Source organism: Plantactinospora sp. WMMC1484 (assembly GCF_049315195.1).
Lineage (GTDB): Bacteria > Actinomycetota > Actinomycetes > Mycobacteriales > Micromonosporaceae > Plantactinospora.
Window position 1 is genome coordinate 3,634,356 of sequence record NZ_CP186055.1, and the last position, 14,313, is coordinate 3,648,668.

Sequence of the window (14,313 nt, forward strand, 5' to 3'; positions counted from 1 at the left end):
GGACGGCGCGTCCGCCGCCCGGTGGTCCGGATCACCGGAGTGCGGGTTTGCGGACCTTGGCCGAAATACGTAACGTTGGCGTAGTGAAAAACCAGGCGGCGTTCTCGGAGCAGGAACGGGTGACCGGTCCGGTCGCCGGCTCCGCCGTGCCCGCCGCCGGCTCCGCCTCCGCCGAGGTCGCCGGTCTGGACGGCCGACCGACCCGGGACCGGGTGACCCAGCTGCTGCTGGAGCACGGTGCGGCCACCGCCGCGCAGCTCGGCGCGGAGCTGGGGCTCAGCCCGGCGGCGATCCGTCGGCACCTCGACGCGATGCTCGCCGACGGCGACGTGATCGCCCGTGACCAGGTCGTGCACGGCCAGCGGGGGCGCGGCCGGCCCGCCAGGATCTTCCGGCTCACCGACTCCGGCCGGCGGCGCTGCGGCACGCACACCTACGACGGGATGGCCACCGCCGCGCTCCGCTGGATCTTCCGGCACGGCGGTCCGGACGCGGTCGACGCCTTCGCCGCCGAACAGGTCGCGGCGCTGGAGGCCCGGTGCCGGGCGGCGCTGGAGGATGCCGGCGACGACCCGCTGGCCAGGGCCGAGGCACTCGCCGGGGCGCTGACCGCGGAGGGCTACGCTGCCAACGCGTCCACGATCGCCTCCGGTGGCCAGCTCTGCCAGCACCACTGCCCGGTGGTCCACGTGGCCGCGGAGTTTCCCCAGCTGTGCGAGGCCGAGACGGCGGTCATCTCCCGCCTGATCGGCACCCACGTGCAGCGCCTCGCCACCATCGCCCACGGCGACGGGGTGTGCACCACGCACATCCCGGCCCAGCCCAAACCTTCCGTCAGCAGTGTGAGGACAGATAGATGACCGACCAGATCGTCCAGCCCATGACGCAGGAGGAGCAGCTCGCCGCCCTGGGCCGTTACGAGTACGGCTGGGCCGACTCCGACGTCGCCGGTGCCGCCGCCCAGCGTGGCCTGAACGAGGCGGTGGTCCGGGACATCTCCGCCAAGAAGAACGAGCCCGCCTGGATGCTCGACCTGCGGCTCAAGGGCCTGCGGCTCTTCGGTCGCAAGCCGATGCCGAACTGGGGCGCCGACCTCGGCGGGATCGACTTCGACAACATCAAGTACTTCGTCCGCTCGACGGAGAAGCAGGCCGCGAGCTGGGACGACCTCCCCGAGGAGATCAAGAACACCTACGACAAGCTGGGCATCCCGGAGGCCGAGAAGCAGCGGCTGATCGCCGGCGTCGCCGCCCAGTACGAGTCCGAGGTGGTCTACCACAAGATCCGTGAGGACCTGGAGGAGCAGGGTGTCGTCTTCCTGGACACCGACACCGCGCTCAAGGAGCACGAGGACCTCTTCAAGGAATACTTCGGCACCGTGATCCCGGTCGGCGACAACAAGTTCGCCGCGCTGAACACCTCGGTCTGGTCCGGCGGCTCCTTCATCTACGTGCCGAAGGGCGTGCACGTGGAGATCCCGCTGCAGGCGTACTTCCGGATCAACACCGAGAACATGGGGCAGTTCGAGCGGACCCTGATCATCGTCGACGAGGGCGCGTACGTGCACTACGTGGAGGGCTGCACCGCGCCGATCTACTCCTCCGACTCGCTGCACAGCGCGGTCGTCGAGATCGTCGTCAAGAAGAACGCCCGCTGCCGCTACACCACCATCCAGAACTGGTCGAACAACGTCTACAACCTGGTCACCAAGCGGGCGGTCTGCCACGAGGGCGCGACCATGGAGTGGATCGACGGCAACATCGGCTCCAAGGTGACGATGAAATACCCGGCGGTCTGGATGACCGGCGAGCACGCCAAGGGCGAGGTGCTCTCCGTCGCGATGGCCGGCGAGGGCCAGCACCAGGACGCGGGCGCCAAGATGGTGCACGCCGCGCCGCACACCTCCAGCACGATCGTCTCCAAGTCGATCGCCCGGGGTGGTGGCCGCACCTCCTACCGGGGCCTGGTGCAGGTGCTGGAGGGCTCGCACCACAGCAGGAGCACCGTCAAGTGCGACGCGCTGCTTGTCGACACCATCTCCCGGTCGGACACCTACCCCTACGTCGACATCCGCGAGGACGACGTGGCGATGGGACACGAGGCGACCGTCTCCAAGGTCAGCGAGGACCAGCTCTTCTACCTGATGAGCCGCGGGCTGACCGAGGACGAGGCGATGGCGATGATCGTGCGCGGCTTCATCGAGCCGATCGCCAAGGAACTCCCGATGGAATACGCCCTGGAGCTCAACCGGCTGATCGAGCTGCAGATGGAGGGCGCGGTCGGCTGAACGCCGGCCCGATCCCGCCCCGGCTCTCGCAGACAAGACCAAGGAAGAGATGACTACCGAAGCATTCGCGCCCGAGGCGCCCGAAGCGCGCCAGACGCCCGCCGCACCGGTCGCGCAGACCAAGGCGCAGACGCTCCGCTCGTACGACGTCCGCGACTTCCCGGCCCTGACCGGCATGGAGGAGGAGTGGCGGTTCACCCCGCTGAAGCGGCTGCGCGGTCTCGCCGACGACGGGTTCACCGCTGTCGACGGGCGGCTGCGCTACGAGGTCACCGCGCTGCCGGACGGGGTGACCTTCGGCGGCGTGCACGAGGGTGACGCCCGGATCGGCAGCGTGCTGACCCCGTTCGACCGGGTCAGCGCGCTGGCGCACGGCCGGGCCGGCGAGGCGGTGGTGCTCGCGGTGGCCCCGGAGACCCGGCCGGCCGAGCCGGTGACCCTCCGGCTGGTCGGGCAGGGCGCCGACGGCGCCTCGTTCGGGCACACCTTCGTCGACGTCGGCCGGTTCGCCGAGGTGACGCTGGTGCTGGAGCAGACCGGCTCGGTCACCCTGGCCGACAACGTCGAGGTGGTCGTCGACGAGGGCGCGAAGCTGACCCTGGTCACCGTCGCAGACTGGGCACCGGACGCCGTCCAGGCCCAGCACCTCAAGGTCCGGCTCGGTCGGGACGCCAAGGTGACGCACGTCCAGGTGAGCCTCGGCGGCGACCTGGTCCGGCAGTACACGAGCGTGGAATACACCGGACGGGGCGGCGAGGCCGAGCTCTACGGCCTCTACTTCGCCGACGCCGGGCAGCATCTGGAGCACCGGCAGATGGTCGACCACAGCGTGCCGGACTGCCGCAGCTACGTCGGCTACCGAGGCGCGCTCCAGGGCGCCAGCGCGCACACCGTCTGGGTCGGCGACGTGCTGATCCGGGCCGAGGCGACCGGCACCGACACCTACGAGATCAACCGCAACCTGGTGCTCACCGACGGCGCCCGCGCCGACTCGGTGCCCAACCTGGAGATCGAGACCGGCGAGGTGGCCGGCGCCGGGCACGCCAGCGCGACCGGGCGTTTCGACGACGAGCAACTCTTCTACCTGATGGCCCGGGGGATCCCGGAGGCGGAGGCGCGCCGCCTGGTGGTGCGCGGCTTCTTCGCCGAGCTGTTGCAGAAGATCCCGGCCGAGGAGCTGCGGCAGCGGCTCGGTGACCAGATCGAGGCACGGCTGCTCAAGGCCGGGGCGTGATGATCCGAATCTGTTCGACCGAGGACGTGCCGAAGGGCACCGCGGTGCAGGCCGAGGTGGAGGGGACCGAGGTCGCCGTCGTGCACGCGGAGGACGGCAACTTCTACGCCGTACGCGACGAGTGCTCGCACGCCGCCGTCGCGCTCTCCGAGGGCGAGGTCGACGGCTGCACCCTGGAGTGCTGGCTGCACGGCTCCCGCTTCGACCTGCGTACCGGGGAGCCGACCGGGCTGCCCGCCACCGAACCCGTACCCGTCTACCCCGTCGAGATCCGCGACGGCGACGTCTACCTGAGTCTCACACCGAGCAATGGAGTTACCGCACCATGAGCGTTCTGGAGATCCGTGACCTGCAGGTGTCGGTCCGGCTGCCCGAGGGCGAGCTGAAGCCGATCCTGGCCGGAGTCGACCTCACCGTGCGGGCGGGGGAGACGCACGCCATCATGGGCCCGAACGGGTCCGGCAAGTCGACCCTGGCGTACTCGATCGCCGGCCACCCGAAGTACGAGATCACCGGCGGCGAGGTGCTGCTGGACGGTGCCGACGTGCTCTCGATGGCCGTGGACGAGCGGGCCCGCGCCGGCCTCTTCCTCGCCATGCAGTATCCGGTCGAGGTGCCCGGCGTGTCGGTGGCGAACTTCCTGCGTACCGCGAAGACCGCGATCGACGGCGAGGCGCCGAAGCTGCGCACCTGGGCCGGTGAGCTGCGCGGCGCGATGGAGCGGCTGCAGATGGACCCGGCCTTCGCCCAGCGCAACGTCAACGAGGGCTTCTCCGGCGGCGAGAAGAAGCGGCACGAGATCGTCCAGCTCGAGCTGCTCAAGCCGAAGGTGGCGATCCTGGACGAGACCGACTCCGGCCTCGACATCGACGCCCTGCGGGTGGTCAGCGAGGGGGTCAACCGGGTCCGCGAGACCGGCGAGACCGGCCTGCTGCTGATCACCCACTACACCCGGATCCTCCGCTACATCACGCCGGACTTCGTGCACGTCTTCGTCGCCGGCCGGATCGTCGAGGAGGGCGGCCCGGAGCTGGCCGAGAAGCTGGAGGCCGAGGGCTACGAGCGGTACGTCGCCGGCGCCGGCACGGCCCGGGCCTGAGAGACCGGAAGGGCGCCGTCGAGATGACCAGCATCGCGATCCCACCGGGGATGCCACAGTACGACGACGTGCCGCGCTACGACGTCGAGGCGGTACGCGCCGACTTCCCGATCCTGGGGCGCGAGGTCAACGGCCATCCGATGGTCTATCTCGACAGCGCGAACACCTCGCAGAAGCCCCGGCAGGTGCTGGACGCGCTGCGTGAGCACTACGAGCGGCACAACGGCAACGTCTCCCGCTCGGTGCACACGGTCGGCACCGAGGCGACCGAGGCGTACGAGGGCGCGCGGGCCAAGGTGGCGGCCTTCGTCAACGCGCCCAGCGCCGACGAGGTGGTCTTCACCAAGAACTCGACCGAGGCGATCAACCTGGTCGCGTACGCCTTCTCCAACGCCTCGCTCGGCGGCCCGGCCGGCGACCCCCGGTTCCGGCTCGGCCCCGGCGACGAGATCGTGATCTCCGAGATGGAGCACCACTCCAACATCGTGCCGTGGCAGCTCCTCTGCGAGCGGACCGGCGCCACGCTGCGCTGGTTCCCGGTCACCGACGGCGGTCGGCTCGACGAGTCGGGGCTGGAGGAGCTGGTCAACGAGCGGACCAGGCTGGTCTCGATCGTGCACATGTCCAACATCCTCGGCACGGTCAACGCCACCGCCCGGATCACCGAGCGGGTCCGCCAGGTCGGCGCGCTGCTGCTGCTCGACTGCTCGCAGTCGGTGCCGCACCTGCCGGTCGACGTGGTCGAGCTGGACGCCGACTTCATCGCCTTCACCGGGCACAAGATGTGCGGGCCGAGCGGGATCGGGGTGCTCTGGGGGCGCGGCGAGCTGCTGGCCGCGATGCCGCCGGTCTTCGGCGGCGGTTCGATGATCGAGACGGTGAGCATGGCCGGCTCCACCTACGCGCCGCCGCCGGCCCGGTTCGAGGCGGGCACCCCGCCGATCGCCGAGGCGGTGGCGCTGGGCGCGGCGGTCGACTACCTCAGCGGGATCGGCATGAAGGCGATCCAGTGGCACGAGAGGGAGCTGACCGCGTACGCGCTCGACGCGCTCAAGACGGTTCCCGGGCTGCGGATCTTCGGTCCGGAGCTGCCGGTCGGCCGGGGCGGGACGATCTCGTTCGCGCTGGAGGGTGTCCACCCGCACGACGTGGGTCAGATCCTGGACGCCCAGGGTGTCGAGGTGCGGGTCGGCCATCACTGTGCGCGACCGGTCTGCGTACGGTTCGGCGTACCGGCGACGACCCGCGCGTCGTTCTACCTGTACACCACGACCAGTGAGGTCGACGCCCTGGTACGGGGGCTGGAACAGGTACGGAAGGTGTTCGGGTGATGCAGGTCGACCAGCTCTACCAGGAGATGATCCTGGATCACTACAAGCATCCGCACGGTCGCGGGCTGCGCGAGCCGTACGCCGCCGAGGCGCACCACGTCAACCCGACCTGCGGGGACGAGGTGACCGTCCGGGTCACCCTGGATGGCGACACTCTCCGTGACGTCTCCTACGACGGCCTGGGCTGCTCGATCAGCCAGGCCTCGGCGAGCGTGCTGCACGAGCTGCTCACCGGCAGGGAGAGCGCCGAGGCGTTCGCGGTGCATGCCGCCTTCGTCGAGCTGATGTCGGGGCGTGGGCAGGTCACCCCGGACGAGGAGTTGCTCGGCGACGCGGTGGCGTTCGCCGGGGTGGCCCGCTATCCGGCCCGGGTGAAGTGCGCGCTGCTGCCGTGGATGGCGTTCAAGGACGCCGCAGCTCGGGCCGGGTTGGACGCGTCCCGGACCGGGTTGGACGTCGAGGCCGGTGCCGAGGAAAGTAACGAGCGGAGCGAGGTGAAGACGGCATGACCGATCAGGACACGACGGTCGCGTCGACGGCGGCGACCCCGCCGGCCGGTGCGGTGGGTGCGGCCGGTGCGGCCGGTGCCGCCGGTGCGGTGGGCGGCAGGGCGGCGATCGCCGATGTCGAGGAGGCGATGAGGGACGTCGTCGACCCCGAACTGGGCATCAACGTGGTCGACCTGGGCCTGGTCTACGGCGTCCACGTCGATGACGAGAACGTGGCGACCCTGGACATGACGTTGACATCGGCGGCCTGTCCGCTGACCGACGTGATCGAGGACCAGGCCAGGCAGGCTCTGACCACCGGACCGGGCGGCGGCATCGTCTCCGACTTCCGGATCAACTGGGTCTGGATGCCACCGTGGGGCCCCGACAAGATCACCGACGAGGGCCGCGACCAACTCCGCGCCCTGGGCTTCAACGTCTGACCAACGCCCCACGCCCAACGCCAACGAGCCCCGACAGCCCCCACACCGCGCAGCCCCACCACCCCGCGCCCCGTGTGACGCGCCCCGCGCCCCGCGTGACGCGTGACGCGCGACGCGCGACGCGCGACGCGCGACGCGCGCGGGGATTGTCGCGGATCTTGACGAGTTGTTGTCGTTCCCGCGACAACAACTCGTCAAGATCTCGGCTGAGCTATCCGGATGCGAGTGCCGGAGGACGACGACAGCGAGTTGGACTGGTTGCTGTTCAATCAGTCGCAGGTGGTGAGCTGGGCGCAAGCCAGCCGGGCGCTCTCGCCGGGCAAGGTGCGGCACCTGCTGGCGGCAGGGCGGTGGCGGCGGTGGTGTCGTGGCGTACTGGTGGCGCATCCCGGTGAGCTGACCCGGCCGCAACAGCTCTGGGTGGCGGTGCTCTCGGTCGGCTCGGACGCCGTGCTCGCCGGTCTCACCGCCGCCGCCGAGGCAGGGCTGCGGGGCTTCCGGCGGGAGCCGATCGACGTACTGGTGCCGGAGCGCCACAGCACCTCGACCGCCCGCCGCCGGCTCGAACCCGGGATGCCCGGGGTGCGGGTGCACCGGACCAGCTCGCTGCCGCCGGAGCAGGTGCAGGCGGCACGTCCGACCCGCACCGGTACCGCCCGCTCCCTGGTGGACGCGGCCGGCTGGGCGCGCAGCGACGACGAGGCGCGGTCGGTGATCGCGGCCGGTTGCCAGCAACGCCTGGTACGCCCCGAGGAGATCATTCAGGTGGCTGGGGTGCTGTCGCGGGCGCGCCGCCGGGCGCTGGTGCTGGGGACGGCCCGGGACGCGCAGGGCGGCGCAGAGGCGCTCTCCGAGATCGACTTTGTCCGACTCTGCCGGCGCTACCAGCTACCCCGGCCCGACCTTCAGGAGCGGCGCCGGGATGCCGCCGGCAGAATGCGCTACCTGGACGCGTACTGGCGGGAGTGGCGGCTGCACGTCGAGGTGGACGGTGCGCATCACATGGACGTACGCCACTGGGAGGCGGACATGCGCCGGCAGAACGAGGTGTGGCTCGACGGCGACCGGGTGCTGCGCTTCTCCGCCGGACAGATCCGCCACCGCCCCGCCGAGGTCGCGGCGCAACTCCGCCGGGCCCTCACCGCTGCCGGGTGGCGCCCCGTCCCACAGTTCGGCGGGCAGTAGATCTTGACGAGTTGTTGTCGTTCCAACGACAACAACTCGTCAAGATCTACGTGGTAACTCAGTGGGTGTAGGCCTCGAGTTCCCAGAGGGAGATGCCGTAGGGGGTGGCGCGGGTGAGGGCGTGCAGGCGGAGGTGGCGAGCGGAGGTTGCCGGGAAGGCGACGTTGTCGGTGTTGCCGTCGCCGGTCGTGGTCGACCAGACGGTGCGCCAGGTGGTGCCGTCGGCGGAGACCTCGATCCGGTACGACGGCGCGTACGCCGCCTCCCAGCGCAGCACCACCCGACCCACCTGCCGGACGGCACCCAGGTCCACGCTGATCGACTGGTTGTCCGACCACGAGCTGGCCCAGCGGGTGCCGAGGTCGCCGTCGACCGCCCGGGTCGCGGGCCGGCCGAGCTGGGTGCTCGACGCCTTCACCGACCGGCCCAGGGCCAGGTTCGTCAGGTCGTCGCCGCGTCCGGCCGGGAAGGAGACCACCTGCTGGTACGTCGGCCGGTTCTGCCAGGCGATGATGTCCTGCCGGATGCCGCCGAGGGGGGAGTGCACGATCGCGTCCGCGCACCACTGGTCGCCGGCCGCGCAGTACTCGTCACCGGGGTAGATCTCGGCGGCGGGGGTGCCGGCGGCGGCGCGCAGGCTGTCCAGCAGGATCTGTCGGCACGCCGCCAGGTCCCCGGCACCGCAGTAGGTCCGGCCGAGCCCGCCGGACACCGGCTCACCCAGCACGGCCCGCAGGTCGGTGTCGACATAGCCCCACCAGCCGTGCTGGAACGACGACCCCTTGTGGGTCTGGCCGGCGGCGGCCGAACCGGGCAGGTCCGAGGCGTCGCCCTGCTGGTGCCCGGAGGGTGACTCGTTGATCTGCATCGCGTTCACCAGCGCCCGGTAGAGGTCGGTGCCGAGCGGCCCGGCGAACTGGCCCCGGACCAGCAGCGGCCACCAGGCATCGAAGATCCGGATCGCCTCGGCGTGCTGGTAGGTCTCCGACCCCTCCGCCGTCTCCACCCGCAGCGCCCCGGCCTGCCGCCACGCCCTGAGCCGGTCGACCACCCCGGCCAGGCCGGCGTCGGCGATCGGCTGGCTCTCCAGCACCCGGAGCAGCTCGTCCAGCACCTCGATCCCGCGCAGGTCGGTCAGGCCGGCCCGTTGCACCAGGGTGGTCAGCGAGGCACGGTCGAACTTCTGCCCGGCCTCGATCGCCGCCCGGATCGGCCGGTCCAGCAGGTCACCCCGGTGTACCGGGCCGAAGCTGAAGTTGCCGTCCGCCGCGCTGTAGTCGGCGGCCTGTTTGTTGTTCCAGCTCACGTAGTAGTCCTGGTCGACCGAGTTCGGGTGCGCCGACACCGGGTGGTAGTCGGCGGTGTTGGCCTCCGGATCGAAGCCCTGCCACTCGTACGCCGGTTCGGCCCGCATCGGCAGGTGGGGATTGGCGCCGGCAGCCCGGACCGGGTTGAGCCCGGAGTTGTAGTACGCCGCCTGGCGCGAGTTGACGTAGAACCAGTTGAAGGCGTACCCGATCTCGGCGGCCGCGGCGGTGAACTGGCTGGCGTCGCCCATCGCGGCGGGGTCGTTGAAGATCTGGAACCCGATCGCCGAGTCGGCCTCGTGCCGGTACGTCGAACGGAGCTGGGTGAAGGCGTGCGGCGCCCCGGCCACGGTGCCCCGCCAGGCCACCAGTCCGAGTTTCGTGCGCCGGGCGACAAGCGTGTACGAGCCGGCCGCCGTGTCGTCCGCCAGCGTCGGCCGCCACGAGTTGACGTGCGAGATCTCCTCCATCGGCAGGCACTCGCCCCGGTACCGGTAATGGTTGCTGGCCAGCGTCGGCGCGCTGCCGTCGGTCGTGCAGAGCGGCACGGCGTAGGTGTCGGTGATGTCCTGGGTGGCCGAGGTGGCGCTCCAGGCGTAGTCCTGGCCCCGGCCGAGCAGCACGTAGAGGTTGACCCCGGCGAAGGCGGCGCCCCGGGCGCTGATCCCCGGCCCCTGCAACTCCTGCATCATCAGCAGTTGCGGCGCGAAGTATCCGGTCTGCGGGCCGAAGACCGCGATCGGATGGCCGGTGGCGGAGTGCGCCCCGGAGATCACGGCGGCGTTCGACATGCCCCTCGGGGTGACGGTCAGCCCGGAGAGCGCGGCGGCCAGGTCGGACGCTCCGCCGGTGGAGCGCTGGGCCGAGCCGGTCGGGTTCTCGGTGACCGGTTCTACCCGGACCGATCCGGCGTCCGGAAGCACGACGCTCGACGCATCCGGGTCGGCCTCGCCGTATGGGAAGCTCTGCCCGTCGTGCAGGGTCAACACCGTCTCCGGGTTGTTCTGCATCCGGAACGCCGTCCACACCCTGTCCCCCTCGACCGGGCCGTACCGGGCCCGCGCGGCGATCCGGACCAGCGCGGACTGCATCTCGTGGCCGCCACCGCCGCCGAACAACCCGCCGATCACCCCCGAGATCGCGATCAGGTCGGTCATCTCGAACGGCTCCGGCCCGCCCTCGTTGGTGATCGCGTCCAGGTGTCCGGTCAGGACGTACTCGCCGGGACAGTTGCGGTTGGCCATGCAGTGCCGGATGTAGGCGTTGATCCCGGCGATGTACTCGCGGACGTCGTCGTGGAGCTGTTCGCCCCGAGGGCCCCGCTCGCGCAGCGCCTCGACCTGGGCAGCCAGGTCCGCCTCCGGGTACGGCGAGTTCCGCCAGACGCTCTGCTCCAGGGCCCGGTTTCCCGGTGCGCCGCCGGCGAAGGAGGTGAGCGTGCCACGCCCGACGTGCCGGAGCAGGTCCATCGTGAAGAGCCGGTCCTCCGCACCGACGTATCCGGCACCGTAGATGGTGCCGGCCCGGGTGGTGCCGGTGACGTGCGGGATGCCGGTCGCCCGGTCCCGGACGACGGTGACGTCGGAGCGTGGCGAGTAGGTGCGTTCGGCCTGGCCGGGCGGGACCCCGAAGGACGCGTCGTTGAAGAACTCGCCGAGCTGCTCCTCGCGCAGCCCCGCATACCCGTAGACCAGGCGGGCGTAGCGGTCGAGCTGGTCGCCGGCGTGCCGGGGGAGTACGCCCAGCGTCTGGTTGGCCAGGATCTCCACCAGGGTGGCGTTGCCGTTCTGGCCGGGGGGCAGGATGTCGGCGCACTCACCGAGGCAGTAGTCGTTGGCCGCGAAGGTGGCGGTGGGCGTGCCGGCGGGGGCGCTGTGGGTGGCGGTGCGGGTGCTGGCTGGTGGGGCGGCGGGTGCCGGTGCGGCGGTCAGCGCGAGCACGGCCGCGCTGAGCACCGCGACGCCGGCGACGGCGCGACGACGGGGACGGTGGGCCATCGGGAATCCTTCCGCCGGTACGAACGAACATGAGAGACATTCGGTTACCGGATGGTAACCACTCGGGGTGGCCGATAGATAGCCCTGGATCAGCGAAGACAACTCCGGACCGGCCCGCGGACCGGCGCGCACACGGAGATCAGGCGGATATTCCGTCGCGGAACGGCCGGTTCCGGTCCAGAATCGTCGCGTGATCACGCCCAGCTCGTGGACATCCGTAACCGCCGTCGTGGCCGTCCGGGCCACCCGGCGACAGCGGTGGTGCCCCGGGCCGGCCACGATCACCCCGCCACGGTCATGACCGACGCCGTCGTCGCCGGCCTGATCGCCGGGTACGGCGTCGCCGTGCCGGTCGGCGCCATCGCAATCCTCGTCCTCGGACTCACCGCCCGGACCTCGATCCGGGTCGGGGCGGCCGCCGCACTCGGCGTCGCCACGGCCGACGGCCTCTATGCGGGGATCGCCGTGCTCGGCGGGGCCGCGCTGGCCGGCCTGGTCGGGCCGGTCGCCGGACCGCTGCGCTGGATCGCCGTCGGCGTACTGCTGGCGCTGGCCGGGACGGGCGCCTGGAACGCGCTGCGGCACCGGGCGGATCCGGCGCGGGCGGCCAGGACCGGCCGGAGCCTGGGCACGCCGGCCCGGGCGTACGCCGGCCTGCTGGTGCTGACCCTGCTGAACCCGATGACGATCCTCTACTTCGCCGCTCTGGTGCTCGGCCGGCGGGCCGCGCAGGAGTGGCCGGCACGTGGCGAGCTGCTCTTCGTGGTAGCCGCGTTCGCCGCCTCGGCGAGCTGGCAGCTGCTGATCGCCTCCGGTGGCTCGCTGGTCGGCCGGATGCTCTCCGGACCCCGGGGCCGGTTGGTTACCGCCCTCGTCTCCAGCGGGCTGATCACGGTGCTCGCCCTGAAGGTGCTCCTGGGCTGAGCCGCGCTGCTGCTGGCGAGCGCGGGCGGGGTTGTCGTCGTGGAGCCGCAGACCAGGGTGCTGCTGTTCAATCCGGGGCGGGATGGGCCGGTTCGGTCGCGCGGAGCAGACCCGTCGCGCCGCCGAACCGATCCCGATGTCGTACCGTTCCGTGATGAACAGCCGACCCGCTGCCGGTGGCGGCCGGTGGGTGGACGTGGCGCCGGCCCGGCTCACCCGCTGGCTCGAGGGCTTCGCCGAGCGGCACGGCGGGCCGCCGGAGATCACCGCCGGACCGGACGGGCTCCGGCTCAGCGCGCCGGACGACACCCTCGCGGTACTCTCTCCGCCGCCGGGTGTGCCAGCCGCGCCCGACCTGCCCGCCTTTCTCTCCGCAGTCGCGGCACCCCGGCGGCTGGGCCTGCTGCTGGCCCGCAAGGCAGCGGTGGCGGTCGGTGTCGCCGACGGTGACCGGCTCGTCGTCTCCAAGGTGGACAGCCGGTATGTCCAGGGGCGCACCGCGGCCGGTGGCTGGTCCCAGCAGCGCTTCGCCCGGCGCCGGGAGAACCAGGCCAGGGCCGCCGCCGCGGACGGTGCCGAGCTGGCCGTCCGGCTGCTGCTGCCCGAGGCCGGTCGGCTCGCCGCGCTGGTGACCGGCGGCGACCGGCGCGCGGTGGACGCGATCCTGGCCGACCGTCGGCTGGCGCCGGTGGCGGCGCTGCGGGCCGAACGCCTGCTGGACGTGCCCGAGCCCCGGCACGCCGTCCTGGTCGAGGCGATTGTCGCCGCCCGGGCCGTACGCGTGCTGGTCCGCGATCCGGCCTAGTGGCTCGCCGGGTCGATGGGTGTCACCAGCGGCGCGGGCCAGCGGGTGCGGCGCAACCAACGGGTGCGGACAGGGTCAGCGGGCGGCGCCGAAGGTGTCGCAGTCGGTCGGGTCACCGCTGGAGTACCCGGTGCCAAACCACTTCTGCCGGTCCGCCGAACTGCCGTGGGTGAACTGCGACTCGTCGATCCGGCCGCCGGACTTCTGCTGGATCGCGTCGTCGCCGATCGCCGCCGCCGTGTCCAGGCCCTCCTGGATGTCCTGTTGAGTGAGGCTGGTGAAGATCTTCACGCCCCGGTCGTCGGCGGTGCCGGTGGCGTTGCGGGCCCAGGCTCCGGCGTAGCAGTCCGCCTGGAGTTCGAGCAGCACCGAGAGCCGGTTGGCCTCGGCGGGATCGGCCTGCCGCTGGTCGCGTACCCGCTGCTCGGTGCCGAGCAGGTCCTGCACGTGGTGGCCGTACTCGTGTGCCAGCACATAGGGCTGGGCGAACTCGCCCGGGGCGCCGAGCTGTTCGGCGAGTACCCGGTAGAAGCTCAGGTCGATGTAGATCTTGTCGTCTAGCGGACAGTAGAACGGCCCGACCCCCGAGTCGGCCTGCCCACATCCGGTGCTGACCGCCTGCTCGAAGAAGACGGTGTCGGATTCCTCGTAGGGGCGGTCGAAGTGCTCCGGCAGGGCACGCTTCCAGTACGCCTGGATGGAGTTGACGAAGAGCGTGTTGCGGCAGTCGAGGTGCTGGAGCGCGTCGGACGTCTCACAGCGCTGCTCCAAAGCGGTGTTGTCGCCCTGCTGCTCACCGTCGCCCCCGGTGAGCTGGCTGACGCCGAAACCGCCGCCGACCAGGGTGATCAGGACGAAGATGACCAAGCCGACGATCCCGCCCCGGCCACCGCCGATCGGGATCGGGATCCCGGCCCGCCCGCCGCCCGAGCCACGCCGGTCCTCGATCTGACTGGTGTCAATCCGTGCGTCGTCGTTGAGTTCCATGCCGTTCCCCGATCGCTCCGATCGTCGAGTCCGTGGTCGAGTGCCTCGTTGCCGAGCGTTGCCGAGCGTTGCCGAGCGTCGCCAGGCGTCGCCGCTGTCTGTCCGTCGGCCGCTGTCTGTCCGTCTGTCCGTGGCGGTGTCCGTCTGTTCGTCGATTCGATCTGTTCGTGGCGCGATGTCGCCGGTGTCGATACCCGGTGATCTTGATCGGTAATCCGGCGCCGGT

13 protein-coding genes are annotated in these 14,313 nt (G+C 71.3%); 11 read left to right on the top strand and 2 right to left on the bottom strand.

What is annotated here, in order from left to right; translation table 11 throughout:
- Positions 1 to 146: 146 nt before the first annotated feature.
- From ACN28C_RS15980 to ACN28C_RS16020, 9 genes are all read left to right on the top strand, one after another.
- Positions 147 to 860, top strand: coding sequence for a helix-turn-helix transcriptional regulator (locus tag ACN28C_RS15980; protein ID WP_422774689.1), 714 nt, complete (start codon positions 147 to 149; stop codon positions 858 to 860).
- Positions 857 to 2,287 carry a Fe-S cluster assembly protein SufB gene (gene sufB, locus ACN28C_RS15985; RefSeq protein ID WP_422774233.1) on the top strand — a complete coding sequence of 477 codons (1,431 nt, stop codon included), beginning with the start codon at positions 857 to 859 and terminating at the stop codon, positions 2,285 to 2,287. The genes ACN28C_RS15980 and sufB overlap by 4 nt, the downstream gene beginning before the upstream one ends.
- 49 nt (positions 2,288 to 2,336) lie before the next feature.
- Entirely contained in the window at positions 2,337 to 3,521 is a 1,185-nt protein-coding gene (gene sufD / locus ACN28C_RS15990) for a Fe-S cluster assembly protein SufD (protein WP_422774234.1), read from the top strand.
- Complete coding sequence (locus ACN28C_RS15995; RefSeq protein WP_422774690.1) at positions 3,521 to 3,850, top strand: non-heme iron oxygenase ferredoxin subunit; 330 nt, start codon at positions 3,521 to 3,523, stop codon at positions 3,848 to 3,850. Before sufD ends, ACN28C_RS15995 begins: the two co-directional genes overlap by 1 nt.
- Complete coding sequence (gene sufC / locus ACN28C_RS16000; RefSeq protein ID WP_422774235.1) at positions 3,847 to 4,620, top strand: Fe-S cluster assembly ATPase SufC; 774 nt, start codon at positions 3,847 to 3,849, stop codon at positions 4,618 to 4,620. Before ACN28C_RS15995 ends, sufC begins: the two co-directional genes overlap by 4 nt.
- A gap of 23 nt (positions 4,621 to 4,643) precedes the next feature.
- Positions 4,644 to 5,951: a cysteine desulfurase gene (locus ACN28C_RS16005; protein WP_422774236.1), complete on the top strand. Its 1,308-nt coding sequence runs from the start codon at positions 4,644 to 4,646 to the stop codon at positions 5,949 to 5,951.
- Entirely contained in the window at positions 5,951 to 6,460 is a 510-nt protein-coding gene (gene sufU / locus ACN28C_RS16010; RefSeq protein ID WP_422774691.1) for a Fe-S cluster assembly sulfur transfer protein SufU, read from the top strand. The genes ACN28C_RS16005 and sufU overlap by 1 nt, the downstream gene beginning before the upstream one ends.
- Positions 6,457 to 6,882 carry a metal-sulfur cluster assembly factor gene (locus tag ACN28C_RS16015; RefSeq protein WP_422774237.1) on the top strand — a complete coding sequence of 142 codons (426 nt, stop codon included), beginning with the start codon at positions 6,457 to 6,459 and terminating at the stop codon, positions 6,880 to 6,882. The genes sufU and ACN28C_RS16015 overlap by 4 nt, the downstream gene beginning before the upstream one ends.
- A 219-nt stretch (positions 6,883 to 7,101) precedes the next feature.
- Positions 7,102 to 8,067 carry a DUF559 domain-containing protein gene (locus ACN28C_RS16020; RefSeq protein WP_422774238.1) on the top strand — a complete coding sequence of 322 codons (966 nt, stop codon included), beginning with the start codon at positions 7,102 to 7,104 and terminating at the stop codon, positions 8,065 to 8,067.
- A gap of 58 nt (positions 8,068 to 8,125) precedes the next feature.
- Here the strand turns inward: ACN28C_RS16020 and ACN28C_RS16025 are convergent, their stop codons facing one another.
- Entirely contained in the window at positions 8,126 to 11,371 is a 3,246-nt protein-coding gene (locus ACN28C_RS16025; protein WP_422774239.1) for a penicillin acylase family protein, read from the bottom strand.
- Between the two features lie 297 nt (positions 11,372 to 11,668).
- Between ACN28C_RS16025 and ACN28C_RS16030 the strand changes: the two genes are divergently transcribed.
- Together ACN28C_RS16030 and ACN28C_RS16035 are read left to right on the top strand one after the other, a co-directional pair.
- On the top strand, positions 11,669 to 12,295 hold the full coding sequence (locus tag ACN28C_RS16030; RefSeq protein WP_422774240.1) for a LysE family transporter: 627 nt from the start codon (positions 11,669 to 11,671) through the stop codon (positions 12,293 to 12,295).
- Positions 12,296 to 12,449: 154 nt separating this feature from the next.
- Positions 12,450 to 13,100 carry an acVLRF1 family peptidyl-tRNA hydrolase gene (locus tag ACN28C_RS16035; protein WP_422774241.1) on the top strand — a complete coding sequence of 217 codons (651 nt, stop codon included), beginning with the start codon at positions 12,450 to 12,452 and terminating at the stop codon, positions 13,098 to 13,100.
- Between the two features lie 75 nt (positions 13,101 to 13,175).
- On the opposite strand, the gene ypfJ is transcribed toward ACN28C_RS16035, so the two are convergent.
- Positions 13,176 to 14,087, bottom strand: a complete 912-nt coding sequence (ypfJ, locus tag ACN28C_RS16040) for a KPN_02809 family neutral zinc metallopeptidase (RefSeq protein WP_422774242.1) — start codon at positions 14,085 to 14,087, stop codon at positions 13,176 to 13,178.
- Positions 14,088 to 14,313: the final 226 nt, after the last annotated feature.

What these genes read in the sequence shown, in the direction of transcription:
- sufB (WP_422774233.1), top strand. Translation starts at nt 857, where the DNA reads ATGACCGACCAGATCGTCCAGCCCATGACGCAGGAGGAGCAGCTCGCC.
- sufD (WP_422774234.1), top strand. Translation starts at nt 2,337, where the DNA reads ATGACTACCGAAGCATTCGCGCCCGAGGCGCCCGAAGCGCGCCAGACG.
- ACN28C_RS15995 (WP_422774690.1), top strand. Translation starts at nt 3,521, where the DNA reads ATGATCCGAATCTGTTCGACCGAGGACGTGCCGAAGGGCACCGCGGTG.
- sufC (WP_422774235.1), top strand. Translation starts at nt 3,847, where the DNA reads ATGAGCGTTCTGGAGATCCGTGACCTGCAGGTGTCGGTCCGGCTGCCC.
- ACN28C_RS16005 (WP_422774236.1), top strand. Translation starts at nt 4,644, where the DNA reads ATGACCAGCATCGCGATCCCACCGGGGATGCCACAGTACGACGACGTG.
- sufU (WP_422774691.1), top strand. Translation starts at nt 5,951, where the DNA reads ATGCAGGTCGACCAGCTCTACCAGGAGATGATCCTGGATCACTACAAG.
- ACN28C_RS16015 (WP_422774237.1), top strand. Translation starts at nt 6,457, where the DNA reads ATGACCGATCAGGACACGACGGTCGCGTCGACGGCGGCGACCCCGCCG.
- ACN28C_RS16020 (WP_422774238.1), top strand. Translation starts at nt 7,102, where the DNA reads ATGCGAGTGCCGGAGGACGACGACAGCGAGTTGGACTGGTTGCTGTTC.
- ACN28C_RS16025 (WP_422774239.1), bottom strand. Translation starts at nt 11,371, where the DNA reads ATGGCCCACCGTCCCCGTCGTCGCGCCGTCGCCGGCGTCGCGGTGCTC.
- ACN28C_RS16030 (WP_422774240.1), top strand. Translation starts at nt 11,669, where the DNA reads ATGACCGACGCCGTCGTCGCCGGCCTGATCGCCGGGTACGGCGTCGCC.
- ACN28C_RS16035 (WP_422774241.1), top strand. Translation starts at nt 12,450, where the DNA reads ATGAACAGCCGACCCGCTGCCGGTGGCGGCCGGTGGGTGGACGTGGCG.
- ypfJ (WP_422774242.1), bottom strand. Translation starts at nt 14,087, where the DNA reads ATGGAACTCAACGACGACGCACGGATTGACACCAGTCAGATCGAGGAC.